The 26,254-nt window shown below is 72.5% G+C and carries 19 protein-coding genes; 7 read left to right on the top strand and 12 right to left on the bottom strand.

Annotated features, from left to right (window positions below; translation table 11 throughout):
* Window positions 1-218: 218 nt before the first annotated feature.
* A complete protein-coding gene (locus ACO03V_RS05550; protein WP_423136896.1) occupies window positions 219-1,190 on the bottom strand; it encodes a DMT family transporter in 972 nt (323 codons plus the stop codon).
* Between ACO03V_RS05550 and ACO03V_RS05545 the strand changes: the two genes are divergently transcribed.
* Window positions 1,162-1,659: a MarR family winged helix-turn-helix transcriptional regulator gene (locus ACO03V_RS05545; RefSeq protein WP_423136895.1), complete on the top strand. Its 498-nt coding sequence runs from the start codon at window positions 1,162-1,164 to the stop codon at window positions 1,657-1,659. The two genes, ACO03V_RS05550 and ACO03V_RS05545, sit on opposite strands and share 29 nt — an antisense overlap.
* A 79-nt stretch (window positions 1,660-1,738) precedes the next feature.
* On the opposite strand, the gene ACO03V_RS05540 is transcribed toward ACO03V_RS05545, so the two are convergent.
* From ACO03V_RS05540 to ACO03V_RS05500, 9 genes are all read right to left on the bottom strand, one after another.
* Window positions 1,739-5,962, bottom strand: coding sequence for a DUF3418 domain-containing protein (locus tag ACO03V_RS05540; RefSeq protein WP_423136894.1), 4,224 nt, complete (start codon window positions 5,960-5,962; stop codon window positions 1,739-1,741).
* Between the two features lie 146 nt (window positions 5,963-6,108).
* Window positions 6,109-7,371, bottom strand: coding sequence for an LCP family protein (locus tag ACO03V_RS05535; protein WP_423136893.1), 1,263 nt, complete (start codon window positions 7,369-7,371; stop codon window positions 6,109-6,111).
* Window positions 7,372-7,675: 304 nt separating this feature from the next.
* On the bottom strand, window positions 7,676-8,848 hold the full coding sequence (locus ACO03V_RS05530; protein ID WP_367726329.1) for an ABC transporter substrate-binding protein: 1,173 nt from the start codon (window positions 8,846-8,848) through the stop codon (window positions 7,676-7,678).
* Window positions 8,849-8,931: 83 nt separating this feature from the next.
* Window positions 8,932-9,759: an ABC transporter permease gene (locus ACO03V_RS05525; protein WP_423136892.1), complete on the bottom strand. Its 828-nt coding sequence runs from the start codon at window positions 9,757-9,759 to the stop codon at window positions 8,932-8,934.
* Complete coding sequence (locus ACO03V_RS05520; protein WP_423136891.1) at window positions 9,756-10,574, bottom strand: ABC transporter ATP-binding protein; 819 nt, start codon at window positions 10,572-10,574, stop codon at window positions 9,756-9,758. Before ACO03V_RS05520 ends, ACO03V_RS05525 begins: the two co-directional genes overlap by 4 nt.
* On the bottom strand, window positions 10,571-11,545 hold the full coding sequence (locus ACO03V_RS05515; protein WP_423136890.1) for an ABC transporter permease: 975 nt from the start codon (window positions 11,543-11,545) through the stop codon (window positions 10,571-10,573). Before ACO03V_RS05515 ends, ACO03V_RS05520 begins: the two co-directional genes overlap by 4 nt.
* Entirely contained in the window at window positions 11,542-12,570 is a 1,029-nt protein-coding gene (locus tag ACO03V_RS05510) for a TIGR03842 family LLM class F420-dependent oxidoreductase (RefSeq protein WP_387053502.1), read from the bottom strand. The genes ACO03V_RS05515 and ACO03V_RS05510 overlap by 4 nt, the downstream gene beginning before the upstream one ends.
* 11 nt (window positions 12,571-12,581) lie before the next feature.
* Window positions 12,582-14,018 carry a dihydropyrimidinase gene (hydA, locus tag ACO03V_RS05505; RefSeq protein ID WP_387053504.1) on the bottom strand — a complete coding sequence of 479 codons (1,437 nt, stop codon included), beginning with the start codon at window positions 14,016-14,018 and terminating at the stop codon, window positions 12,582-12,584.
* Between the two features lies 1 nt (window position 14,019).
* Window positions 14,020-14,868: a nitrilase-related carbon-nitrogen hydrolase gene (locus tag ACO03V_RS05500; protein ID WP_367726336.1), complete on the bottom strand. Its 849-nt coding sequence runs from the start codon at window positions 14,866-14,868 to the stop codon at window positions 14,020-14,022.
* A 116-nt stretch (window positions 14,869-14,984) separates the two neighbouring features.
* On the opposite strand from ACO03V_RS05500, the gene ACO03V_RS05495 reads away from it, so the two are divergent.
* The 3 genes from ACO03V_RS05495 to ACO03V_RS05485 are packed head-to-tail and all read left to right on the top strand — an operon-like array spanning window position 14,985 to window position 19,187.
* Window positions 14,985-16,460 carry an aminotransferase class I/II-fold pyridoxal phosphate-dependent enzyme gene (locus ACO03V_RS05495; RefSeq protein ID WP_423136889.1) on the top strand — a complete coding sequence of 492 codons (1,476 nt, stop codon included), beginning with the start codon at window positions 14,985-14,987 and terminating at the stop codon, window positions 16,458-16,460.
* Between the two features lie 53 nt (window positions 16,461-16,513).
* A complete protein-coding gene (locus ACO03V_RS05490; RefSeq protein ID WP_423136888.1) occupies window positions 16,514-17,350 on the top strand; it encodes an aldo/keto reductase in 837 nt (278 codons plus the stop codon).
* Between the two features lie 13 nt (window positions 17,351-17,363).
* Window positions 17,364-19,187, top strand: a complete 1,824-nt coding sequence (locus tag ACO03V_RS05485) for a thioredoxin domain-containing protein (protein ID WP_423136887.1) — start codon at window positions 17,364-17,366, stop codon at window positions 19,185-19,187.
* 202 nt (window positions 19,188-19,389) lie between these two features.
* On the opposite strand, the gene ACO03V_RS05480 is transcribed toward ACO03V_RS05485, so the two are convergent.
* On the bottom strand, window positions 19,390-20,964 hold the full coding sequence (locus ACO03V_RS05480) for a dolichyl-phosphate-mannose--protein mannosyltransferase (protein ID WP_423136886.1): 1,575 nt from the start codon (window positions 20,962-20,964) through the stop codon (window positions 19,390-19,392).
* Between the two features lie 73 nt (window positions 20,965-21,037).
* Here ACO03V_RS05480 and rsmI point away from each other — a divergent pair, with 73 nt between their 5' ends.
* From rsmI to ACO03V_RS05465, 3 genes are all read left to right on the top strand, one after another.
* On the top strand, window positions 21,038-21,856 hold the full coding sequence (gene rsmI, locus ACO03V_RS05475; protein WP_423136885.1) for a 16S rRNA (cytidine(1402)-2'-O)-methyltransferase: 819 nt from the start codon (window positions 21,038-21,040) through the stop codon (window positions 21,854-21,856).
* A 185-nt stretch (window positions 21,857-22,041) separates the two neighbouring features.
* The gene (gene metG, locus ACO03V_RS05470) at window positions 22,042-23,619 is read left to right on the top strand and encodes a methionine--tRNA ligase (RefSeq protein WP_423136884.1); all 1,578 of its coding nucleotides are present in this window, start codon (window positions 22,042-22,044) and stop codon (window positions 23,617-23,619) included.
* 4 nt (window positions 23,620-23,623) lie between these two features.
* Window positions 23,624-24,568, top strand: a complete 945-nt coding sequence (locus tag ACO03V_RS05465) for a TatD family hydrolase (protein ID WP_423136883.1) — start codon at window positions 23,624-23,626, stop codon at window positions 24,566-24,568.
* A gap of 207 nt (window positions 24,569-24,775) precedes the next feature.
* Here ACO03V_RS05465 and ACO03V_RS05460 read toward each other — a convergent pair whose 3' ends face one another.
* Window positions 24,776-26,023 (bottom strand): MFS transporter, encoded by a 1,248-nt coding sequence (locus ACO03V_RS05460; RefSeq protein ID WP_423136882.1) that lies wholly within the window; start codon window positions 26,021-26,023, stop codon window positions 24,776-24,778.
* Window positions 26,024-26,254: the final 231 nt, after the last annotated feature.

The raw sequence follows: 26,254 nt of genomic DNA, 5'->3' as shown, positions 1-26,254 counted from the left end.
TGGTGCGCGGGCGGTGGGGCCGGGGGAGGGATGCCGGTGAGGTGGGTGGCATCCCGGGTCCTGACCGTGGCGCGAGGTTCACCGCCTGCGTGTGGGCGTCGTGGATTCGGGGATTCGCGCTGTTCTCGGAGGATTTCGGGGGGAATCTCCGAATCCGGCGCGGTTCTCCGATTCCGGCGCGCGGGCGGTGGGGCTGGGGAAGGATGCCGTGCCAGGGGTCAGAGGCGGGTGCCTCGCTCACGCTCGTTCCTGCCTCCTCGCGCCGGGGGTCCCGGATTCCTCCCACCGCTGGTGACGGCGATCGCCATGAGCACCAGCAGGATGCCGAGCACCTGCGCCGGCGCGAGCGACTCGCCGCCGACCGCGACGCCGAGCAGCACACCGGTGACCGGGTTCAGCAAGCCGATCAGGCCGACCGTGCCCGCGGGGAGGTGCCGAAGTCCGGTGAACCAGCACACGAACGCCACGGCCGTCGCGACGACCGCGATGCCGGCGTAGGCGGCGACGCCCACGGCATCCACGCGGGGCGGGGGACCCTCGATGACACCCGCGACGACGACCAGCACGATACCGCCGGCCGTCAGCTGCCACGACGTCGTGGCCAGCAGGGGCGTCTCGTCTCGCCATCGGGTGGTCAGGATCGCGCCCAGCGACGAGGCGAGCAGCGCGACGACGGATGCCGTCACCCCGGCTGCCGGCACCGCGCCGGCGCCGAGGCCGACGACGAGCAGGACGCCGGCGAGGCCGCCCGCGGCCCCGACCGCCCACCGTGCCGTGGGACGCTGGGAGAGCAGGGGCCACGCGAGTCCGGCGAGGGCCAGCGGGGCGAGAGCCATGATGGACGCCGCGATCGACGACGGCACAAGCTGCGCGGCGACGTAGACGAGCACGAAGAAGGCCCCGAAGTTCAGCATCCCCAGCACGGGCGCTTTCCACCACCACGCTCCGTGCGGCCGCCGTCGCGCGAGCGCGAGAAGCAGGACGCCCGCAGGCAGGTCCCGAAGGGCCGCCCCCCACAGCGGCGCGTCCGCCGGCAGCAGGTGCCGCGTGACGACGTACGTCGCGCCCCACGCGATCGGTGCGACGGCGGTGACGGCGACGATGCGCCATTTAGCTTCGATGGAAGACAGATTAGCTTCCCTGGAAGATAAAGTGGATGCCATGACCCCGACGACCGACCGCGTCGACACGATCGTCGCCCAGTGGAGCGCCGAGAGACCCGACATCGACGTCTCGCCGATGCAGGTGATCGGACGCCTGCACCGCCTCGCCGATCATCTGCGCGACGAACTGCTCGCGGTCTACCGCCGGTACGGCCTCGGCGAGGGGGAGTTCGACATCCTCGCCGCCCTCCGCCGAGCGGGGGCGCCGTTCGCCGCGGCCCCGGGCGAGCTCGCGCGCCACACCATGGTCACCACCGGGGCGGTGACCAAGCGCGTCGACCGGCTCGTGGCATCCGGTCTCGTGGTGCGCGACGACGACGCCGATGACGGGCGGGCGCGCGTCATCCGGCTGACGTCGGCCGGGCGGCGCGTGATCGACGAGGCCTACACGGCGCACATCGCGAACGAGCAGCGCCTGCTCGCCGGACTCGACCCCGACCAGCGTCGCTCTCTCGAGGCGTTGCTGCGAACCTGGGGTGCGTCGCTCGGCGTATGAGGCAGGCGGGTGCACGTCGGCGTGCGCGTCGCCGGATCACGTCGCTTCCGGGTCCCGGCAAGCGACACGATCCGACGACTCAGGCGCTCTTGAGCGCCTTCGCGATGCGCTGAGGGGAGACCGGTTCGGCGGTACCGAGGCGCTGGGCGAAGAGGCTCACGCGCAGTTCCTCGAGCAGCCAGCGGGTCTGCACGAGATTCGCCGGGGCGTCCGGGGGCAGGGGCACCGAGCCCCCGGCATCCACGAAGCCCGCGGCGGCGCGCTCGTATTCGGTCATGCGCTGGCGGTCGCGGCCGGGGTTGTCCGAGAGCGTCGTGACCCGCTCCAGGGCCCCGGCGAGGTAGCGCGGGTAATGCGGGAGCCGGGCGAGACCGGTCCGGGAGAGGAACCCCGAGAAGATCAGACCCTGCACCTGCCCGCGCACGTCGTTGAGCGCGCCGAGGAGCGTGATCGACGACGCGTCCTTCATCGCGCGTTCGACCTCGCGCTGGGCGAGAAGGATCTTCGCGGCGAGCGAGACCGTCTGGAACGTCCGATCCACGGATGCCGCCGAGAACGCGTCGCGCACCCGTGCGAAGTCCGCCTTCGTGCGCACGACGCCGGCCGGGGCCTCGCGCAGCAGGAGGTCGTCGGCGAGGGCGACGCGGGCGTCCTCGATGAGCGCCTTGGCGTTCTGGTACGGCGACGCCGCGAGTGCGAGCTTCTCGTTCGCGGTGAGGTGGTCCAGCACGTAGGTCGCCGGGGAGGGGACCGCCAGCAGGAGCAGACGCCGGATGCCGCCCCGCGTGAGCCGCGTCGCCTCCTCCGGGGTGGCCTCGACGCGCAGCGCCACGCTGTCGCCCTCATCGACGAGGGCCGGGTACCCGCGGACGACGCCGCCGGCGACGGGGGTGTCGACGACCTCGGTGAGCTCGTCGAGGTCCCACGTCGTGAGCTTCGTGCGGGAGGCGAACGCGGGCGAGGCCTGGGCGACCGCGGCGGCCGAGCGGGCGGCGGGACGCTCGCGCGTCACGGCCGACTCGACGCTGGACCGGGCCCGGTCGGCGAGACGGCGCTGCAGGGCACCGAGATCGCGATCGGATCCCACCGCGCGGCCCCGGGCGTCGACGGCGCGGAACGACGGCATGAGGTGGCCGGGGACGCGGTCGAGCTCGAAGTCGGCAGCGCTCACCCGCTGGTTCGCGACGCGCTGCACCAGGGCGGCGAGGGCGTCGACGAGCGTGGTCCTCGGCAGACCGTCCGCGTGCTCGGGGCCCTTCTCGGCGAGCTCGGCGCTGAACTTCTCGGCCCAGTCGGCGGCGGGGACCACGTTGCGGCGGATGGTCTTCGGCAGGGCGCGGAGGAGCGCCGTCACCAGCTCGTCGCGCATGCCGGGGACCTGCCAGTCGAACCCGTCGGGGCGCAGTTGGGCCAGCAGCGGCAGCGGCACCACGACCGTCACGCCGTCGTCCGGAGCGCCCGGCTCGAAGCGGTAGGCGAGGTTCAGCGTCTGATCGCCCTGGCGCCAGCGCGCCGGGAAGGCCCGGTCGTCGCCTTGAGCGCGGTCGCCGGTCAGGTCGGACTCGCGAAGGTCGAGCAGGTGCGGGGTCTTCGCGGAGGCATCCCTCCACCAGGTCTCGAACGCGCGCACATCGGTGACGTCCGCCGGGATGCGGGCGTTGTAGAAGGCGAAGACGGCCTCGTCGCCCACGAGGATGTCGCGGCGGCGCTCTCGCTCCTCGATCTTCTCGAGGAGGCGGCGCTGCTCCTGGTTGCGGCGGAGGAACGCGGTCAGGCGCTTGTCGAGGACGGACGGGTCCCACTCGCCCTCGACGAGCGCGTGGCGGACGAACATCTCGCGGGCGAGGGGGCGGTCGAAGCGGGCGAGCTGCACGCGGCGGCGTCCGACGAGCTCGACGCCGAACAGCGTGACCTTCTCGTACGCGGCGGCCGACCCGGCGTCCTTGGACCAGTGCGGCTCGCTCAGCGACCGCTTGACCAGGTCGGGCGCGAGCTCCTCCGCCCAGGCCGGGTCCACGGCGGCGACCGTGCGGGCGAACAGGCGCGAGGTCTCGACGAGCTCGGCGGCCATGACGGCCGACGGGCGCCTCTTCTTCAGGCCCGAGCCGGGGAAGATCGCGAACCGCGCACCGCGGGCACCGATGTACTCGCCCTTGACGGGGCGCGCGTCGCCGGGGGCCCGGCGGTCCTTGGCCTGCGCCATGGTGCGGGGGTCCAGGATGCCGATGTGCGAGAGCAGTCCGGACAGGATCGCGCGGTGGATGGCATCGCCGGCGGCATGTCCCTCGGGGGCCGTGGTGTCGTGCTGGGGGCCGCGTCCCGACGAGCGATGCGGCCGGGAGGGGTCCGTCTGGGGGGCGAGGGAGGAGGCGTGGTCGCCGCCGCGGGAGCGCCCGCGCGCGCTGCCACCGGTGCGTCCGCCGCCGCCGTCGCGCCCGGCGCCGTCGCGCCCGCCGCCCTCGGCCCCCAACGACCGCAGCTGCCGGTGGACGTCGACCCACTCGCGCACCCGCACGTAGTTCAGGTGCTCGCTGCGGCACAGACGCCGGAACGCGCTCGAGCCGAGCTCGGCCTGCTTCTCCTGCAGGTACTCCCACAGGTTCAGCAGCGAGAGGAAGTCGCTCGTCGGGTCCGTGAACCGCGCATGGAAGCGGTCGGCCTCCTCGCGCCTGTCCTCGGGACGTTCGCGCACGTCCTGGATCGACATGCCCGACACGATCGCAAGCACCTCGGTCGAGACGTCGTTCCGCCGTGCCTCGATGAGCATGCGGGCGAAGCGCGGGTCGACCGGCAGGCGGGCGATCTCGCGGCCGATCTCGGTGAGACGCGGACCGCGCTCGTCGTCGCGCCCGCCGCGGTCGCGCGAGGGATCCCGGTCGGGCCGGTCGTCCCGTGACCGTGCGCCGGGCGCCGGCAGCTTCACAGCCCCGAGCTCGACGAGCAGGTCGAAGGCCGCCTTCACACCGCGCGAGTCGGGCGGGGTCAGGAACGGGAACGCCTGGATGTCGCCGAAGCCGAGCGACAGCATCTGGAGGATGACGGATGCCAGGGAGGTGCGGAGGATCTCGGGCTCGGTGTACTCCGGGCGGCGGGTGAAGTCGTCCTCGGAGTAGAGCCGGATCGCGACACCCGGGGAGGTGCGGCCCGCGCGGCCCGAGCGCTGCTGCGCCGACGCCTGCGACACCGCCTCGATCGGCAGGCGCTGGATCTTCGACCGGTTGCTGTAGCGCGAGATGCGGGCGGTCCCGGTGTCGACGACGTACCGGATGCCGGGGACGGTGAGGCTCGTCTCGGCGACGTTCGTGGCGAGGATGACGCGGCGGCGCACCCCCCCGACGGTGGAGCGCTCGAACACGCGGTGCTGCTCGGCGGCGGAGAGGCGGCCGTACAGCGGCAGCACCTCGGTCGGTGCCGCGTCGCGCTGGTACGCCCCGCGGATCGCGTCCGCGGCGTCGCGGATCTCGGCCTCGCCGGGGAAGAAGACGAGCACGTCGCCGGCGGGCTCCCGGTCCAGCTCGCGCAGCGCCGCGACGACGGCCCCGACCTCGTCGGCGTCGTCGTCGCCCCGGCCGGGTCTGGCGGCGGGCCGTGCCGGGCTCCGGAGCTTCTTCGGCTGCGGCGCCGGGGCGGTGGCATCCAAGCCCTCATCCTCGGAATCCTCCGGAGCCTGGTCCGCTCCGTCGAGCGGCCGATACCGGATCTCGACCGGGTACGTCCGCCCCGAGACCTCGATGACCGGGGCCGGCACCGGGTCGCCGCCGGGCTCGGCGGGGGGAGCGGCGAAATGGCGGGCGAAGCTCTCGGGGTCGATGGTGGCCGAGGTGACGATGACCTTGAGGTCGGGCCGTTTCGGCAGGATGCGGCGGAGGTAGCCGAGGAGGAAGTCGATGTTGAGCGACCGCTCGTGCGCCTCGTCGACGATGATCGTGTCGTAACGGCGGAGCAGCCGGTCGCGGTGGATCTCGTTGAGCAGGATGCCGTCGGTGACCAGGGCCACCCGGGTGTCGGCCGACACCTTGTCGGTGAAGCGGACCTTGTAGCCGACGGTCGAGCCGAGGGGCACCTGCATCTCGTCCGCGATGCGCTCGGCGATCGTGCGGGCGGCGATGCGGCGCGGCTGGGTGTGCGCGATGGAGGTGCGGCCGAGCTCGAGGCAGATCTTCGGCAGCTGCGTCGTCTTGCCCGACCCGGTCGCGCCGGCGACGATCACGACCTGGTGGTCGCGGATGGCGCGCGCGATCTCGTCCCGCGCGGCGCTGACGGGCAGCTCGGGCGGGTAGACGATGACGGGTTCGGCAGACACAGCCTTCCAGCCTATCGCGCTCCGGCCCACACCGCCCTGCGGTGGGCCCGGGGTGCCGTGAGGTGGCGCAGATGTACGCGCCGCGGGGGCGGCGGCGTACATCTGCGACACCTCAGCGCGGAAGAGGCGCGAGCCCCGGGGCAGATTCAGCCGCGACCGACCGAGCAGGTGGGCTGGGCGGCCGTGGACCCGGTGATGTTGGTGGGCAGCTCGACCACCTCGGGCGCCGCCGTCTCGCCGGGCGCGGGGGTGGTGGCATCCGGAGCCGGCTCGTCCGTCGCGGGAGGGGTGGATGCCTCGGGTCCGGGCACCGAGGGGTCGGCCTCGACGCCGCCGTTGGTTCCGGCGTTGCCCGTGATCTCGAACGGGACGTTGCGGTCGAGCGCGTCCCAGAGGATCGCCGCGCCCTCGTCGTCGGACAGCACGTGGTTGGTGTTGGACGGGTCGTCGTAGACGGGGTACTGGACGAAGGCGATGTCGTCCAGGGGCACGTCGCGGATCGTGTACGCGAGCTGCGCGATGCGCAGCGGGTCGGCCAGGCTCTCGCTGGGCGTGATGTTAGTCACGGCGGTGTTCGCGAGCGACAGGAGCGTGCCGGGGTTGGAGAGCACCTCGTCGCTGCGGAGCTTGGACAGCAGCCGGGAGAGGTACTGCTGCTGGTTGCCGATGCGGGCGAGGTCGCTGCCGTCGCCGATGCCCTTGCGGGTGCGGAGGAAGGCGAGGGCGTCGTACCCCTGGACGACGCGCGGGCCCGGCTCCCAGTCGATCCCGGCGTCGGGGTCGTCGATGCCGTCGCCGGCGATGCAGACCTCGACGCCGCCGATCGCGTCGGTGATGTTCACGACGTTGCCGAAGCTCACCTTCGCGGCGAACGGGATCGCCTGGCCGCTCAGGTCGGAGATCGTCTCGGCGACGCACGGCAGTCCGCCGCGGCCGTACGCGGAGTTGATCGGCGCGCGGTCGGCGGCGGGGGTGACGGTGCCGTCCTCGTTCGTGCACTCGGGGATCGGGATCTGCAGGTCGCGCGGGAAGGACACCACGGTCACCCGACGCGGGGCGTCGGACACGTGAACGAGCATGTTGACGTCGTTCAGGCGTCCGTCGGCGTCCGGGCCGGAGCAGCGGGCGCCGAACGCCTCCCGCACCTCGTCATCGCACTCGTCGGTGCCCGTCACGAGCACGGTGAACGGCCCGTCGTAGGAGCTGAGGGACGGGCCCTGCGTCGGCTTGTCCGCGAGGGGGACGGCGTTGTCGCTCAGGGTCTTCGACAGGTACCAGGCGTAGAAGCCGCCGACGCCGATGGCGGCGACCACGGCGACGGTGAGGGCGATCGCCAGGATCTTCGCCGTCCGACGCCAGCCCGCGCCGGCGGGGCGGCGGGCATGACGGGCACGCGGGGGAGTCTGCACGTTCGTAGTGAATCACGCGTTCCGACGTGGATGCCGGTGGAAAGCGGCGAATCCGCCACATTCGCGGGGTGCGGGGCGGGGTCTAATGGCCGTGACTTGCCGCGAATGTACGCCCGGGCCGGCGCGGCTAGTACGTTTGCGCCCAGTCAGCGCCGGGCCGCTCGGACCAAGCGCGGCGCGTGCATCTGCGCCACGTCAGCGCGAGCGGCTCGGAGCAGGACGAGGGAGGGATGCCACGGCCCCGACGCGCGCAGAAGCGAACGGGGCGACCGGGAGACCCGGCCGCCCCGCCCTCAGCGAGCGATCACTGACCGCCCTCGGTGAGCGTCACCTCGATGGGGGTGTACTCGCCGTCGACGGTGACTCCCTCGTCCTCGAGGGCGGACAGGGCCGCCTCGATGTACTCGTTCGAGTACGCGGACTCCGCGGGCTCGGTCGTGATGAGGTTCAGGCCGTCCTGGTTGACCGCGGCGAGCGCGCCCTGGACGGTCCGGTCCCACGCGTCGGCGTCGATGAGACCGAACTGCCCGCCGGTCCAGATGAGCTTGTTGACCTCGTTCATCTGCCACAGCTGGTGCGTCGGGCCGACGGGGAACGCGTCGACGCCGGGAGCGGTCGCCGCCTGGTAGGTGATGTCCGCGGCCTCCTCGGGATTGTCGCGGGCGAACACCCAGCCCTTGATGACGGCCTTGAGGAAACGGGTGGCGGCGTCGGCGTACGCGGGGTCGTCGTTCAGGCGTGCGGTGTCGGCCCAGATGGCATCCTGAAGCATGGCGCCGGCGGTGTCCTCGTACGAGATGACGTCGATGTCGTCCATCGTGTACAGCTCGCCCGTCTCGGGGTTCACGGTCTCGAGCAGCTGGGCCAGCTCGTTGTAGGTCATGGCCTGGGCGGCATCCACGTCCCGGTCCAGCAGGGCGTTCATCGAGAAGTCCTGCGTGGTGATCTGGACCGTGGAGGCGTCGAGGCCCTGGTCGGCCATCGCGGCGAAGATCTCCCACTCGTTGCCGAAGCCCCACGAGCCGATGCGCTTGCCTTCGAAGTCGTCGACGCCGGTGATGCCGGAGTCCTTCCACGACACCTGCGTGGTGCCGGACTTCTGGAACACCTGGGCGATGTCGGTGAGCTCGACGCCCTGGTTCTCGAGCGTGCCGAGCACCTTCGGGACCCACGCGACGGCGAAGTCGACGTCGCCGGCGACGAGCGCGTCCTGCGGCACGATGTCGCCGCCCGAGGGGAGCACCTCGACGCTGTCGAAGCCTTCTTCCTCGAAGTACCCCTGGTCGAGGGCGACGTAGTACCCGGCGAACTGCGCCTGGGGCAGCCACTGCAGCTGCAGGCTGATCTCGGTCAGCGGGGTGAAGTCGCCGTCGGAGGCGGCGGGCTCGGCGTCGCCGCCCGCGCACGCGGAGAGGGTGAGAGCGGCCAGGGCGACCCCGGCGGTCGCGACGGCGCCGCGACGGATGCTGTGTCTCATGGTGGGACCTTTCGATTCGGGTGGAGCGTGTGTCGGGTGGTGCAGGCCGTTCTGTCGTGGGGCGGAGGGGATGCCGAGCGGTCTCAGCCCCGGGGGCGGAGGGCGCCGAGGCGACGGGCCACGACGCGTTCGAGGAGGGCGGTGACGAGGTAGAAGACGAGGCCGATCGCGATGCCGCCGCCGACGAACGCCCACGCCAGCGCGGCGCGTCCCGACTTGGCGTAGGTCGCGATCGCGGTGCCGATGCCGTCGGCGGGTCCGCCGAAGTACTCCGCGACGAGGGCGGAGATGACGGCGAGGGATGCCGCCACCCGCACACCCGTGAGCAGGTACGGCAGCGCGGTGGGCAGGGTCAGCCGCAGGAACGTCTGGCCGCCGGTCGCGGCCGTGGCGCGGAACAGGTCGCGCTGGACGGGCCGGGTCTGCCGGAGGCCACGGAGGGTGTTGACGAAGACGGGGACGAACGCGGCGATCGCGGCGACCGCCTGGCGCCCGAACTGGCTGGACGCGCCGAACATCGTGTTGAGGATGGGGGTGAGCGCGACGATCGGGACGACCGCGAGGGCGGCGACCAGCGGCGCGGTCATCCCGTCGACGGGACGCCAGGTCGCGGCGAGCGCGGCGATGAGCACGGCGACGAGGGTGCCCGCGATGAGCCCGACGAGCGCGTTGCCGCCGGTGATCGTCGCGGCCTCGGCGACGAGGGCGAAGCGCGTGACGAGCTCGCCGGCGACGGCGAACGGGTCGGGCAGCATGCGCGGGGCGCTGCCCGAGGCGACGAAGGCCCACCACGCGACGAGCCCGGCGACACCGACGACGACGGGCGCCGCCACCCGGGCCCAGGCGGGGAGCGGGCGGTCGGCGCGGGCGGTGGAGGAGCGGGCCGCCGCGCGGGCCGGGGCGGCGCTCATCGCTCGTTCGCCCGGTGGACGGGGGCGCCGTGCAGCGCCTCGCGGACGGCGGTCACCCGCGCGAAGAACTCCGGCGACTCCCGCAGCTCGTCGTCGCGGTCCCGCCCGGGGCGGGTGTCGATGACGTCCGTGATGACCCCCGGTCGCGGGCTCATCACGACGACGCGGTCGGACAGGAACACCGCCTCGGGGATCGAGTGGGTGACGAAGACGACGGCCGCCCCACTCTCGGCGGCGATCCGGGCGAGCTCGGACTGCAGCCGTTCGCGGGTCATTTCGTCGAGCGCGCCGAACGGCTCGTCCATGAGGAGCAGTCGCGGCTGGACGGCGAGAGAGCGCGCGATCGCCACGCGCTGCTGCATGCCGCCGGACAGCTGATCGGGGTAGCGGTCGACGAAGTCGGTGAGACCGACGAGCTCGGCCAGCTCGGCGACACGGGCGTCGCGGCGGGCCCGGGGCCACTTGTGCAGCTCGAGGGGCAGGGCGATGTTGGCGGCGACGGTGCGCCACGGCAGGAGCGCGGCCTGCTGGAAGGCGATGCCGTAGTCCTGGTCGAGGCGGGCGCGGCGGGCTGGCTTGCCGTAGAGGGTGAGCTCCCCGGCGCTGGGGGAGTCGAGGTCCGCGATGAGGCGGAGCAGCGTCGATTTGCCGCAGCCGGAGGGGCCGATGAGCGAGACGAACTCCCCGGCGGCGATCTCGAGGTCGATGCCCGTCAGGGCGGTCACCTCGCCCCCGGGGCTGGCGAACACCTTGGCGACGCCGGCGGCGCGAACGGCGTGCTCGGTCCCGGTGGCGGGGGCGGTGGCGGTGCTCATGCGGTGTCCTCTCCGCGACGGAAACGATGGAAAGCGACGCCGACGAGGGCGACGCCGGCGGCGGCGACGAGGCCCATGACGACGGTGCCGAAGGTCGGTGCCCAGGGGGCGGCGGGGTCGGACGAGGCCTGACCGGCGAGCTGGATGAGCATGCGGCCGATGCCCCCGCGCAGGCCGATCGACACCTCGGCGACGACCGCGCCGACGACGGCCGACGCCGCCGCGAGCCGCAGTGCCGGGAGCAGGTGCGGCACGGCCGCGGGCAGGCGCAGGTGCACGAGCGTGCGCCACCATCCCGCCGATGCGGCCCGCAGCAGGTCGAGGTGCATCGCGTCGGGCGCGTTCAGGCCCCGCAGCATGCCGACGGCGACGGGGAAGAACGCGAGGTACGACGCGATGAGCGCGACCGACAGCCACGGCGGCCACGGGATGCCGGAGCGGTCGACCTGCGTGCCGATCGCGTTGACGACCGGGGCGAAGGCGATGAGGGGCACGATCTGGCTGACGACGATCCACGGCAGCAGGCCCGCCTCGACCAGCCGCCACCGCTGCATCGCGATCCCGAGCAGCGAGCCGACGACCACCCCGATGAGCCACCCCAGCGCGGCGAGCCCGAGGGTCATCCCCGCGGCACCCGCGACCGAGACGAGGAGCGGGGGCGTGTCGCCGCCGCTGGTGGGCGCGAACATGCGCGCCGCCATCTCCCACACGTGCGGCATGGCGCGGTCGTGCGTGCGGGGGAGCAGGATGACGCCCGACCCGGCGGACCCGTCGTCGCCGACGGTCACGCCCTCCGCCGGCCCGAGGAACTTGTACGCCTCCCACAGCAGCGCGACCGCCGCGACGCCCGCCACGCCCCAGCCTGCTCGGACCGCCCACGTGCGACCCCGGGCCGAACGGATGCCGCGTGGCATCCGTTCCTCGTCGGCGACGGGGGCCGCCGTGCCGGGGGCGGGCAGCTGGTCGGTCACCGCTTCGCCGTCACCGGGGGAGTCAGCGCGGGGATGACGGTCTCGCCGTACACCCGCATCGTCTCCTCCTTGTTGTCGTGCTGGAGGTAGCCGGCGAACTGCGTCACGCCCAGGGCGCGGAGCTTCTCGAGCTTGGCGATGTGCTCCTCGGCGGTGCCGAGCACGCAGAAGCGCTCCACGATCTCGTCGGGAACGAAGTCGACGTGGTCGTTGTGGCTCTTTCCGTGCGAGTTGTAGTCGTACCCGGTTCGGCCGGCGATGTAGTCGGTGAGGGCCGCGGGGACGGAGGAGTCCCCGCCGTACTTCGACACGATGTCCGCGACGTGGTTGCCGACCATCCCGCCGAACCAGCGGCACTGCTCGATCATGTGCGCGCGGCTCTCGGGGGTGTCCTCGCCGATGTACATCGGGGCGGCGACGCAGAACGCGATCTCGTCGGGGTCGCGGCCGACGTCCTCCGCCGCCTTCCGGACCGTCGCGATCATCCACTCCGCGATGTCGAGGTCGGCCAGCTGCAGGATGAACCCGTCGGCCACCTCGCCGGTGAGCTTCAGGGCGAGGGGCCCGTACGCCGCGACCCACACGTCGAGCGTCGATCCGCGGCTCCACGGGAACTGCAGCGTCGCGCCGTTGTACTCCACCGCGCGGGAGTTGCCGAGCTCTCGGATGACGTGCACCGACTCGCGCAGCGCCTTCAGCGTCGTGGGCCGTCCGTTGGTGACGCGCACGGCCGAGTCGCCGCGGCCGATGCCGCAGATCGTCCGGTTGCCGTACATCTCGTTGAGGGTGGCGAAGGTGGATGCCGTGACCGTCCAGTCCCGTGTGGCGGGGTTGGTGACGAAGGGTCCGACGGTGACCCGGCGGGTGGCGGCGAGGATCGCCGAGTGCACGACGTACGGCTCCTGCCACAGCAGGTGCGAGTCGAACGTCCACACGTGGCTGAAGCCGTGGGCCTCGGCGAGCTGCGACAGCTGGACGGTGCGGGCGGCGGGCGGATTGGTCTGCAGGACGACGCCGAAATCCATGGGGTCCCCTCTCAGACCAGGTACTGGCTCAGGCCGCGCTTGACGAAGCGGCCGTCGCCCTTCGCGCCGATGTACGCGCCGTCGTCGACGACGACCTTGCCGCGCGAGATGACGGTGTCGACGTGCCCGTCGATCTCGTAGCCCTCCCACGCGGAGTGGTCCATGTTCATGTGGTGGGTCTTGCCGACCCCGATGGAGGTGTGCCCGGCCGGGTCGTACACGACGACGTCCGCGTCCGCGCCGGGGGCGATGACGCCCTTCTGCCCGTACATGCCGAACATGCGCGCGGGTGTCGTGCTGGTCAGCTCCACCCAGCGCTCGAGGGTGATCTCGCCGGTCACCACGCCCTGGTACATGAGGTCCATGCGGTGTTCGACGGAGCCGATGCCGTTGGGGATGGCCCGGAAGTCGCCCTGGCCGAGCGTCTTCTGGTCCTTCATGCAGAACGGGCAGTGGTCGGTGGAGACCATCTGGATGTCGTTCGTGCGCAGCGCCTGCCACATGTGGTGCTGGTGGCCCTCGTGCTTCGAGCGCAGCGGCGTCGAGCACACCCACTTCGCGCCCTCGAAGTCGCCCCACTCCTCGCTCGTGGCGCCGAGCTGGTCCTCCAGCGAGAGGTAGAGGTACTGCGGGCACGTCTCGCCGAAGACGTTCTGGCCGTTGTCCCGCGCCCAGGCGAGCTGCTCGACGGCTTGCTTCGCGCTGACGTGGACGACGTAGAGGGGCGCGCCGGTGAGGTGCGACAGCATGATCGCGCGGTGCGTGGCCTCCTCTTCCATCTGCCACGCGCGGGCGACGCCGTGGAAGTACGGCGACGTCTTGTTCTTCTCGACCAGCTGCTGGGCGAGCACGTCGATCACGGGGCCGTTCTCGGCGTGCATCATCGTCAGCAGGCCGGTGTCGGCGGCGACCTGCATCGCCCGGAGGATCTGCGCGTCGTCGGCGTAGAAGACGCCGGGGTAGGCCATGAACATCTTGAAGCTCGAGATGCCCTCGTCGATCAGCCCGGGCAGGGCCGCGAGGGAGTCGGCATCCACCCCTCCCACGATCTGGTGGAACCCGTAGTCGATGGCGCAGTTGCCCGCGGCCAGCTCGTGCCAGTGGGCGAGACCGTCCTGCACGCGCTCGCCGGCCCGCTGCACGGCGAAGTCGACGATCGTCGTCGTCCCGCCCCAGGCCGCGGCGCGGGTGCCGGTCTCGAAGGTGTCCGAGGCGCTGGTTCCGCCGAACGGCAGCTGCATGTGGGTGTGGGCGTCGATCCCGCCCGGGATGACGTACTTGCCGGTCGCGTCGATGACGGTGTCGACGGATGCCGCGAGGTCGTGGCCCAGCAGGGTGGAGCCGGGCGCGAGCACCGCGGCGACGGTCTCGCCGTCGATGAGGACGTCGGCGGCGGTGCGCCCGGTCGCCGAGACGACCGTGCCGCCGGTGAGGAGCGTCGTCGCCATCTCAGGCCTCCGCGATCTCGCCGTAGGTGTCCGGGCGACGATCGCGGTAGAACTGCCAGTCGTCGCGCATCTGCTGCACGAGGTCCATGTCGAGGTCGCGGATGAGGATCTCCTCGTGCTCGGCGGAGCCGATCGCCCCCACGTGGTTGCCGCGCGGGTCGATGACCTGGCTGCTGCCGTAGAACGACACGGCCTCGTCGCCGTACTCGTTGTCCTCGCGGCCGACCCGGTTGGGCTGCAGCACGAAGTAGCCGTTGGCGACCGCGGCGCACGGCCCCTCGACCTCCCACAGGCGGTTCGACAGTCCCGGCTTCGTCGCATTGGGGTTGAACACCATATGCGCGCCGTTCAGGCCCAGTTCGCGCCAGCCCTCGGGGAAGTGGCGGTCGTAGCAGATGTACATGCCCACCTTGCCGACGGCGGTGTCGAAGACGGGGTATCCGAGATTGCCCGGGCGGAAGTAGAACTTCTCCCAGAACTTCTCGAGGTGGGGGATGTGGTTCTTGCGGTAGCTGCCCAGCACGGTGCCGTCGGCGTCGACGAGCACGGAGGTGTTGTAGTACACCCCGGTCTGAGCCTCCTCGTAGATGGGGAGGACGCTGACCAGGCCGAGCTCCTTGGCGAGGGCGGCGAAGCGCTGGACGATTGGCCCGTCCACCGGCTCGGCGTAGCGGTAGTACTTCTGGTCCTGGGTGATGCCGAAGTAGGGGCCGTAGAACAGCTCCTGGAAGCACACCACCTGCGCGCCGGCCGCCGCGGCGTCCCGCGCGAACTGCTCGTGCTTGTCGAGCATGGAGGCCTTGTCGCCGGTCCATGTCGTCTGGGTGATGGCCGCTCGCACCGTCGTCATGTCTGTCCCCGTCCTCACGGCCCGCGCCGTGTTCTGTTACTGTCGCGCCTGAACATTTCCCGACGATTTCCACGAGTGTCACCGTCGTTAAGACACCGTTCGAAAAGGGAGGCCCGATGCTCTCGCCCGACGCCCTCGTGGAGCGCTCCTCGGCGGGGATCGCGGCCGAGATCGCCCGCCTCGTCTCCGACGGGACGCTGTCGCCGGGGGAGCGGCTGCCGACTGTGCGGGAGGTCGCCGCGGCCCTCGGCGTCTCGACCGGGACGGTCGCGACCGCGTGGCGCGCGCTCGCCGACGCCGGCGTCGTGGCCTCGCGCGGCCGCGCGGGCACCTTCGTGCACGCCGAACGGCGGGAGTGGCTCAGCCCCCGGGTGCGGGGACTGGCCGCGCCCGCCACCCCGGGCCCCCGCACCCCGGCCCCGCGCGGGCTCGGCGACGGGCGCCGGCTCGGGTCGGCAGGGGTGCTGGACCTGTCGCTGGGCACGCCGGACCCGGCGATGCTGCCCTCGCTGGCGAACGCCCTCGGCCGCGCACGCCCGCGGGCCGACACCGGCCGGTACCACGACCTGCCCGTGCTGCCCGAGCTGCACGACCTGCTGCGGGAGCAGTGGCCGGTCCGCGGCGTCGAGGCGCTCACCGTCGTGGACGGCGCCTTCGACGGCATCTCCCGCACGGTCGACCAGGTCGTCCGGTTCGGCGACCGTGTGGCCGTGGAGTCGCCCGGGTTCCCCTACATCTTCGATCTCGTCGAGGCCGCCGGGGGAGACCCGCTCCCCCTGGACAGCGACGCCGACGGCATCCTGCCCTCGTCCCTCGCCCGGGCGCTGGCCCGGCGCCCGTCCACCCTCATCCTGCAGCCCCGCGCGCAGAACCCCACCGGCACCTCGATGTCGTTCGACCGGGCCCGGCGCCTCGCCGACGTGCTCCGCACGGTGCCCGGCGGCGACCGCGTGACGGTCATCGAGGACGACCACTCCGCCCTCATCGCCACGGCCCCGGCGGTCACGCTCGCGCTGTGGATCCCGGGGCAGGTGGTGCACGTGCGCGGGTTCTCCAAGTCGCACGGGCCGGACCTGCGCATCGCGGCGCTCGGCGGGCCGACGGCGATCGTCGAGCGGATCGTGCGACGTCGCATGCTCGGTCCCGGCTGGACCTCGCGCCTGCTGCAGGCCGTGCTGCTCGAACTCCTCTCCGATCCGCGCTCGATCGCCCCCGTCCGCACCGCCCGCCTCATCTACCGGGACCGCCTGGACCGGCTCGCGGCGGACCTGCGTCGGCTCGGCGTGGACGTCGGCACCCCGGACGGCATCAACCTGTGGATGCCGGTGCGCGACGAGCGCGCGGCCGTCGTCCATCTCGCGGCCGAGGGCATCGCGGTCGCGGCGGGCGGCCCGTTCGTCATCGACGTCCCGCGCCCGCAGGTCGCCGGCGCGCTCCCGCCGGGCGCGTCGGGGCCGAGCCCGGGGCGCGACGGGGACGGACCGGATGCCGCCGGCGGCTGGGTCCGCGTCACCGCCGGGGCGGTGACCGAGAACTTCCGCCTCGTGGCCGAGGCGCTGGCCCGGGCGGCCGCCGCCGCGCCCCTGTCCTGAGCGCGTCGTCAACCCCGAGAACGGTGCGAATCGATTCGCCTACGCTTTTTCGCATGACTGTTCCCTCTGTCCAGCTCAACGACGGAAACTCCATCCCCCAGCTCGGCTACGGCGTGTTCCTCGTGCCCGCCGACGACGCCGAGCGCGCCGTGTCCGAGGCGCTCGAGGTCGGCTACCGCCACATCGACACCGCCGCGATCTACAAGAACGAAGAGGGTGTCGGCCGCGCCATCGCCGCCAGTGGCATCCCGCGTGACGAGCTCTTCGTCACGACCAAGCTGTGGAACGACCGCCACGACGGCGACGACGCCCACGCCGCGATCGACGAGAGCCTGCAGAAGCTCCAGCTCGACGCCGTGGACCTGTACCTCATCCACTGGCCCACCCCGAAGAACGACAACTACGTCAACGCGTGGCAGAAGCTCATCGAGATCCGCGAGGCCGGCAAGACGCGCTCCATCGGCGTCTCGAACTTCCTCGTCCCGCACCTCGAGCGCATCGTCGCCGAGACCGGTGTCACCCCGGTCGTGAACCAGATCGAGCTGCACCCCGCGCTCAGCCAGCGCGAGATCGCCGCCTGGGGCGCCGAGAACGACATGCACATCGAGTCGTGGGGCCCCCTCGGCCAGGGCAAGTACGACCTGTTCGAGATCCCCGCCGTGAAGGAGGCCGCCGAGGCCCACGGCAAGAGCCCCGCGCAGGCGGTGCTGCGCTGGCACATCCAGCACGGGTTCATCGTGTTCCCCAAGTCGGTGCGCCGTGAGCGCCTCGAGGAGAACTTCGACCTGTTCGACTTCGAGCTCACCGCCGACGAGATGGCCGCCATCGACGCGATCGATCCGGGCGACGGCTCGGGTCGCGTCGGCACCCACCCCGACGACCTGAACTGACATCGGGCGAGACGTGAACCGCCTCGCGGACGCCTCGAGCCCCTACCTGCGGGCCCACGCCGACAACCCCGTCGCGTGGTTCCCCTGGGGGCCCGAGGCGTTCGCGCTCGCGGCCGAGCGAGACGTGCCCGTCATGGTCTCCATCGGGTACAGCACCTGCCACTGGTGCCACGTCATGGCACGCGAGTCGTTCCAGGACCCGGAGACCGCCCGCATCCTCAACGACGGCTTCGTCTCGATCAAGGTCGACCGCGAGGAGCATCCCGACGTGGATGCCGCCTACCTCGACGCCGCCTCCGCGTTCACCCCGCACCTCGGCTGGCCGCTCACCGTCTTCGCCGGCCCCGACGGGCGCGTCTTCTACGCCGGCACCTACTTCCCCCCGCAGCCGCGCCCGCCGCTGCCGTCCTTCACGCAGGTGCTCGCCGCCGTCCGCGAGGCGTGGACCGAGCGACGCGCCGAGGTCGAGTCGACCGGCTCGGCCCTGCGGGACGCGCTCGCCCAGGCCGCCGCGGCTCCCGTCGACGCCCCGCCCTCCCTCGACGAGATCGTGCCGGCCGTCGCGCAGATCGTCGCCCGCGAGGACCGCGAGTACGGCGGCTTCGCCGCGGGTGCCGCCCTCGAGACCCCCAAGTTCCCCAACCTCCCCGTGCTGCGCCTGCTGCAGCATCCCGCGCTCGCCGAGGCCGTCCCGGACGCCGCCGACGTCGCGGCACGGGCGCTCGCCGCGATGACCGCCTCCGACCTGCACGACCCCGTCGACGGCGGCTTCTTCCGCTACGCCACGCGCCGGGACTGGACCGTTCCGCACTACGAGCGCATGCTCACCGACAACGCCGGCCTCGTCGAGGTCGCCCTGGCCGCCGGCGACGAGAGGGCGGCGACGGATGCCGCACGGTTCCTCGTCGACGTGCTGCAGCTGCCCAGCGGCGGCATCGCGGCCGCGCAGGACTCCGAGTCCGTGATCGACGGCGCCCGGTCGGAGGGCGGCTACTACCTCGCGTCCGCCGCCGAGCGGGCGGAGCTGGCGCCCCCGGCCCTGGATGCCAAGGTGGTCACGGGCTGGAACGGTCTCGCGATCGCCGCGTTGGCCGCCGCCGGGATGCGCACCGATCCGCGCTTCGTCGAGGCCGCCCGCTGGGCGGCGGACGCGGTGCTCGAGAGCAACGTCGCCGACGACGGCACCCTTCGTCGCGCATCGCTGGACGAGATCCGTTCCGCGGCGCCGGCCACGCTCGAGGACTACGGCGGGCTCGCCCGCGGGCTGCTCGCCCTGGCGCGGGCGACCGGCGAGGCGGCGTACGCCGACCGCGCGCGGGCGCTGATCGACGCGTGCCTGCGGGACGGCGGCATCCATCCTCCCGGGGGCGGCGACCCCGTCCTGCGCGCGCAGAGCATGCAGCCGCAGGGGGTGCCCAGCGACGGGGCGTCGCCGTCCGGGCCGTCGGTGTTCGCCGCCGCCGCCCTGGACCTGTGGCGCCTCGGCGCGGGGGAGAGGTACCGCGATGCGGCGGCCCTGCTCGTCCGCGCGGCCGCCGCGACCGCGCTGGCGACGCCGATCGCCCACGGGGCTCTGCTGGAGGTGGCGGTGGGACTGGTCGCCGCGCCGCGCCAGGTCGTCGTCGTGGGCGAGCCGGACGCCGAGATCGCCGAGGCCGCCCGTCGGGTGTCCGCCGACGTCGTCGCGGTGGTGTCGCCCGCGCAGGCGCGGGCCCTCGCCGCCGCGGGCTTCGCGCTGTTCGAGGGCAAGGTCGCGCAGGACGGACGCGCGACCGCGTACGACTGCCGCGCCTTCACCTGCGCGCTGCCCACGACCGACCCCACACAGCTGGCCTGACCTGCTCGGCGGCCCAGCCGCTGGGGCCACGCCCCTCCGGTCCGCGCCCGTGCGGCCGCGTCCGCCCTCGCGGAATCGGAGGGAGGGGCCGGAATCGGATGCCGATGGCATCCTGATCCGAATCCGGCGCGCTGCTCCGATTCTGCGGCGCGGGTAGAGACGGGCCGTGCGCGGGTAGAGACGGGCCGTGCGCGGGTCTGGCCTAGATCCAGCTGGGCAGCCAGTTGTGCAGGCGCCAGAACTCGTACGGCACGGGCAGGGCGGTCCAGACCGGGTACCAGAACGCCGAGATCACGACGCACGCGACGAGGAAGACCACGACGATCAGCTGGCCCGAGCGACGCGGCATCCCCCGCATCCCGCGGCAGACGTCGCGCAGCGCGAACGCGAGGCCGAGCACGAGGAACGGCACCATCGCCACCGTGTAGAACTGGAAGATCGTGCGCTCCGGGTAGAGCAGCCACGGCACGTACGTCGCCGCGAGCCCCACGAGGACGAGGGCGAACCGCCACTCCCGCACGAGCACGACGCGGACGAGCAGGTACACCGCGGCGGCGATGCCCGCCCACCAGATGAGCGGGTTGGGGATGCTCGAGACGGCCTCCGTGCAGCCGTTCGGCAGGAGGCAGCCGCTCTGGCCGGCGGCATCCTGATGCCACCACATCGACGTCGGCCGGATCAGCAGCGGCCACTGCCACGCGGGGCTGGCGTAGCTGTGCCCGCTCGTCAGGCCGACGTGGAACGCGTACATCTGCTCGTGGTACGCCCACAGGTTCTGCAACGGCAGCGGCACCCACGCCCAGAAGCCCTCCGCCGGGACCTCGTTGGCCCGCCCGAAGCCGCCGGTCGTCAGCAGCCACCCCGACCAGCTCGCGAGGTAGACCACGAGCGCGGCGGGCACCAGCAGCAGAAACGACACCGGCCCCTGCCGCAGGGCGGCGTCGACGGGCCACTGCACCACGCCCGCACGGCGGCGGGCGAGCGCGTCCGTGACGACGACGTAGAGGCCGACCGCGGCCAGGACGTAGAGCCCCGACCACTTGACCCCCGTCGCCGCGCCGGCGGCCAGGCCCGCGGCGACGAGCCACGGACGGTCCCACAGCACCGGACCCCAGGTCGGCGGCCCGTCCTCCCGCGCCGCGACGAGGGCGGCGATCCGGTCCTGGGTGCGCCGTCGGTCGAGGATCACGAACCAGAACGTGAGCACGATGAAGAACGTCAGGAACACGTCCAGCAGCGCGATGCGACTGAGGACGATCCCGAGGCCGTCGATGGCGAGGAGACCGGATGCCACCGAGGCGAGCACGATGGAGCCGCCCATGCTCCGCGCGACGAGGTAGACCAGCAGGACGGTGAGCGTGCCGAAGATCGCGGCCGAGATCCGCCACCCGGTGGACGTGTCGGGGCCGAACAGCCACATGCCCGCGCCGATGAGGATGCGGCCGAGCGGCGGGTGCACGACGTAGCTGCCGATGCCGGTGAACACGTCGGTGTCGCCCGCCGCGAAGCTCTCGTCGGCGCCGTCCGGCCAGGTCGACGGGTACCCGAGCACCCACTGGCTCCAGGAGTCCTTGACGTAGTACGTCTCGTCGAAGACCAGCTGGTGCGGGTCTCCGATCCGGAACACCCGCAGCGCGAACGCGACGAGGGTGACGATCGCCGGCGCGAGCCAGCGCCAGAGCCGGACGCGACGGGGGTCGGCCCGGACGGCATCCCGCCACATGTCGAGCCGGCTCGGCTCCGTCGCGGACGGCAGGGTCTCGACGGGCGCGCTCACGGCCCCAGCATAGGGCGGGCGGGGGCGGGCGTCCCCGGCGGTCCGGGCCCGTCGGGGGAAATAGGGTGGGACCGTGATCATCCTCGCGGCGACGCCGATCGGCAACCTTGGCGACGCCTCCCGACGCCTCGTCGAGGCGCTGGAGAACGCTTCGGTCGTCGCCGCCGAGGACACCCGGACCACCCAGCGCCTCCTCGCCGCGCTCAAGATCGACAATCGCCCGCGTCTGATCGCCCTGCACGACCACAACGAGAAGGAGCGCGCCGGCGAACTGGTGGAGCTCGCGCGCGAGCAGGACCTGCTCGTGCTCAGCGACGCCGGCATGCCGACCGTCAGCGACCCGGGATACGGCCTCGTCGCGGCGGCGGCCGCCGCCGGTGTCGTGGTGACCGTCCTGCCCGGACCGAGCGCCGTCATCACCGCGCTCGCCGTCTCGGGCCTGCCGACCGACCGGTTCGCGTTCGAGGGCTTCCCCCGGCGCAAGAGCGGGGACCGTCGCCGCGCGTTCGCCGAGCTGGCCGCCGAGCCGCGCACCGTCGTCTTCTTCGAGTCCCCGTCGCGCCTGGCGGCCACGCTCGAGGACCTGGCCGCGACGTTCGGCGCGGACCGTCGTGCCGCGGTGTGCCGCGAGCTGACGAAGCTGCACGAGGAGGTCCGGCGCGGTCCGCTGTCCGACCTCGCCGCGTGGGCGGCCGAGGGCGTGCGGGGCGAGATCGCGATCGTCGTCGAGGGGGCGAGCGCGCGCGAGGTCGCCTTCCCCGACGCCGTGACGCAGGTGCTCGAGCTGGTCCGCGGGGGAACGCGCCTGAAGGAGGCCGCCGGCGAGGTGGCATCCCTCACCGGTCATTCCTCCCGCGAGCTCTATCAGGCCGCCCTCGCCGTCAAGAACTGACCGGCGCCGCCGCCGGACCGACCGGGGCGGGCCGCCGCGCCGCCGCCGGACCGATGGGGGCGCGCCGCCGCGCCGAAGCCTTACCGACCGGGGCGCGCAGCCGCGCGACCGAGCGGCCTCGTCCCACGGCGCTGCGGCCCCGTCACACGACCGAGGGGGTCGGAGCGCCCCCGTAGAATCCTGGAGTGACTTCCGGCCACTCCTTCTACATCACGACGCCCATCTACTACCCGAGCGACGTGCCCCACATCGGCCACGGCTACACCACCGTGGCGGTCGACACCCTCGCGCGCTGGCACCGCCAGGCCGGGGACGACACCTGGATGCTGACGGGCACCGACGAGCACGGGCAGAAGATGATGCGCGCGGCCGCGGCGAACAACGCCACGCCGCAGGAGTGGGTGGACAAGCTCGTCGGCGAGGCCTGGTTCCCGCTGCTGCGCACCCTGGACGTCGCCAACGACGACTTCATCCGCACGAGCCAGCCGCGCCACGAGGAGCGCGTCGCGAAGTTCGTGCAGGCCCTGTACGACCGCGGCTACATCTACGCCGGCGAGTTCGAGGCGCTGTACTGCGTCGGTTGCGAGGAGTTCAAGACCGAGGCCGAGATCGTTGACGGCGAGGGCCCCTTCGAGGGGCTGAAGGTCTGCGCGATCCACTCGAAGCCGCTGGAGCTGCTGCAGGAGAAGAACTACTTCTTCAAGCTCAGCGAGTTCCAGGACCGCCTGCTCGAGCTCTACCGGACCGTGCCGGACTTCGTCCGTCCGGACTCGGCGCGCAACGAGGTCGTGTCGTTCGTGAAGAACGGCCTGAAGGACCTCTCGATCTCGCGGTCGACCTTCGACTGGGGCATCCAGGTGCCGTGGGACCCCTCGCACGTCATCTACGTGTGGGTCGACGCGCTGCTCAACTACGCCACCGCTGTCGGCTACGGCACGGACCCCGAGGAGTTCGCCCGCCGCTGGCCCGCGTATCACGTGGTCGGCAAGGACATCCTCCGGTTCCACGCGGTGATCTGGCCCGCGATGCTCATGGCCGCCGGTCTCGAGGTGCCCCGCGGCGTGTTCGCCCACGGATGGCTGCTCGTCGGCGGCGAGAAGATGTCGAAGTCCAAGCTCACCGGCATCGCGCCGACCGAGATCACCGACGTCTTCGGCTCCGACGCGTACCGCTACTACTTCCTCTCTGCAATCGCGTTCGGTCAGGACGGCTCGTTCTCGTGGGAGGACCTCGCCGCCCGCTACCAGGCCGAGCTGGCCAACGGCTTCGGCAACCTGGCATCCCGGACCGTCGCGATGATCTCCCGCTACTTCGACGGGGTCGTCCCCGAGCCGGGCGCGGCGACCGAGGCCGACCTCGCCATCCAGAAGACGGTCCAGGATGCCGCCGCCCACGCCGACGCGGCGATCGAGCGGTTCCGCATCGACGAGGCCATCGCGGCCGTGTGGACGATCGTCGACGCGCTCAACGGCTACATCACCGACAACGAGCCGTGGGCCCTCGCCAAGGACGAGACGCAGCGCGAGCGTCTGTCGACGGTGCTGTACACCGCCGCCGAGGGGCTGCGGGCGCTCGCGGTGCTGCTGTCGCCGGTCATGCCCATCGCCACGGAGAAGCTGTGGACGGCGCTCGGCGCCGACGCGAGCGTCGGCGCGCTGCTCGCGCAGCCGATCCGCGAGGCCGGGCAGTGGGGCGCGCTGCGCCCGGGGTCGACGGTCACCGCGCTGTCGCCGCTGTTCCCGCGCGTCGAGCAGGACGCCTGAGCCCATGACGGCCGACTCCGCCCCGGGCGGCACCCCTGTCGACCGCCCGCGCGGCACGATCGACGGCGGCGACCCGAGCCAGTACGTGCGCGAGCGCTCGGCGGACGGCCGGCGCGACGTCAGCTACCCGCCCGCCCCGGAGCCCCTGGCCGTCCCCGTCTACGACAACCACACGCACCTCGAGATCGAGGACGGCGAGACCGGCCTCTCGCTCGACGAGCAGCTCGAGCGCGCCGTGGCGGTCGGGGTGCACGGCGTCGTCCAGGCCGGTGGCGACGTGGACTCGTCCCGCTGGTCGGCCTGGGCGGCTGCGACCCACCCGCGTGTCCTCGCCGCCGTGGCGATCCACCCGAACGAGGCCCCCGTCTACGAGCGGGCGGGGGAGCTGGATGCCGCCCTCGCGGTCATCGACGAGTTGGCGGCGCAGCCGCGGGTGCGGGCGATCGGCGAGACGGGACTGGACTTCTTCCGGACCGAGGCCGATGGCATCCCGGCTCAGCATCGTTCCTTCGAGGCGCACATCGACCTGGCCAAGAAGCACGGGATCGCGATGCAGATCCACGACCGCGACGCGCACGAGGCGGTGCTCGAGACGCTGCAGCGCGTCGGGGCGCCCGAGCGCACCGTGTTCCACTGCTTCTCGGGCGACGCGGGGATGGCCCGCATCGCCGACGACCGCGGGTACTACCTATCCTTCGCGGGCAACGTGACCTTCAAGAACGCGCAGAACCTCCGGGACGCGCTGAAGGTGATCTCGCGCGACCGGATCCTGGTGGAGACGGACGCGCCGTTCCTCACGCCCACGCCGTACCGGGGCCGCCCCAACGCGCCCTACCTCATCCCGGTGACGCTGCGCTTCCTGGCGGCCGAGCTCGAGGTGGACGTCGACGAGCTCGCCGCACAGGTCGCCGCGAACACGCTCGCCGTCTACGGCTCCTTCGACGCCTGACCCCCGCCCTGCCGGCGCTGACTGGGCGCAGATGTACGCCGCGGGGGCGCTTCCGCGTCCATTTGCGCCAAGTCACCGTCGAGGGGCTGGCGGTCGCGCTGCGCGTTGACGTGGCGCAGTTGTCCGCCGCGGGGGCGCTTCCGCGTACATTCGCGCCAAGTCAGCGCCGAAGGGCGGGGGAGCGCGCAGAACGGGGGCGCGGCCGGGTCAGACGGGAGCGTCGGCGGCGGGGGGTGCGGCGGCGATCGACGAGATCGAGCGCCAGATGACGACGAGGGTGATCGCCGACCCGGCGAAGGCGAACCACCACGGCGCGGTGATCCCGAAGGACTGGGCCAGGATGCCGCCGAGGAGCTGTCCGATCACGAGACCGCCGAACACGCCGACCATGTTGACCGCGGCGATGCGGCCCTGGAGCGGGAGCGGCACGAGGCGCTGGCGCACCGTCGTCGAGATCGTCGCCCAGACGAAGGCGTAAGCGCCGAAGCCCACCATGATCGCCAGGGCCACCGCGGGGACCGTCGTCACCGCGAAGCCGAGGTGCATGAGCACCTCGAGGGTCAGGCAGACCCGCATGAGGGTGGCGAAGCTCAGACGGCGTTCGAGCCACCCGAAGGCGACGGTGGCCGCGATGCCGCCGATCGCCGAGGCCGTGGTCAGCGCGCCGAAACCGACCGGCCCCATGCCGAGGCGCTCGGTCGCGTAGAGGACGAGGATGCTCCAGGGCGCGGCCCAGGTGACGTTGAAGACGAGGATGATGACGACGAGCGTGCGGACGGGCGGATTGCCGCGCAGCCACCGCAGGCCCTCCCGGATCGGCCGGCCGCCGCGGACCGTCACGGGGGCGTCGTCGTCCGACTTCGTCGTCCGTGCGATCCGCGCGATGAGCAGGACGGCCAGCGTCACGCAGAGGATCTGCACGAGGAACGGCCAGAACGCCCCCGCGGCGAACAGGAACGCGCCCAGCGGCGGGCCGGCGAGCTGATTGCCGACGAGGAAGCCCGCCTGGAGCCGCGCGTTGCCGACGCCGAGGTCGGCCCCGCGCACGATCATCGGCAGGAGGGTGCTGCCCGCCGTGTCGGCGAACACCTCCGCGGTGCCGTACAGGAAGGCCACGGCGAGCACGATCCCGACGGTGGCCTGTCCGGTGACGAGGAACCCCACGAGACCGGCGACCACGACCGCCCGCGAGCCGTTGGCCAGCATGACGAGCGTGCGGCGGTCGTAACGATCGGCGACGGCACCGGCGAAGAGACCGAAGAGCAGCCAGGGCAGGAACTGCATCGCGGCCCCCGCGGCAACCAGCAGCGGGGACGACGTGAGCGAGGCGATCAGCAGCGGGGAGGCGGCGAGGGCGATGCCGTCGCCGATGTTGCTCGTCCACGACGACGCGAGCAGCCACCGGAAGTCCGGCCCGAGCCTGCGCGGCGCGATCCATTCCCCGATCCTGCTCACCTTTCCAGGCTAGGGCCCCCGTCCGACATCCCCCGCCCCGCCTTCCGAGGGCGCTGACTTGCCGCAAATGCACGCTGCGAGGCTGCTTGCGCGTACATATGCGCCACGTCAGCGCTGAACGTCCGGGAAGTACCCAATGCGCTGACTTGCCGCGAATGCACGCTGCGAGGCTGCTTGCGCGTACATATGCGCCACGTCAGCGCTGAACGTCCGGGAAGTACCCAATGCGCT

The organism is Microbacterium sp. HMH0099 (genome assembly GCF_049384025.1).
Taxonomy (GTDB): Bacteria; Actinomycetota; Actinomycetes; order Actinomycetales; family Microbacteriaceae; genus Microbacterium.
Note: the sequence above shows the minus strand (reverse complement) of the source record. Positions and strands in the feature narration are given on the sequence as shown.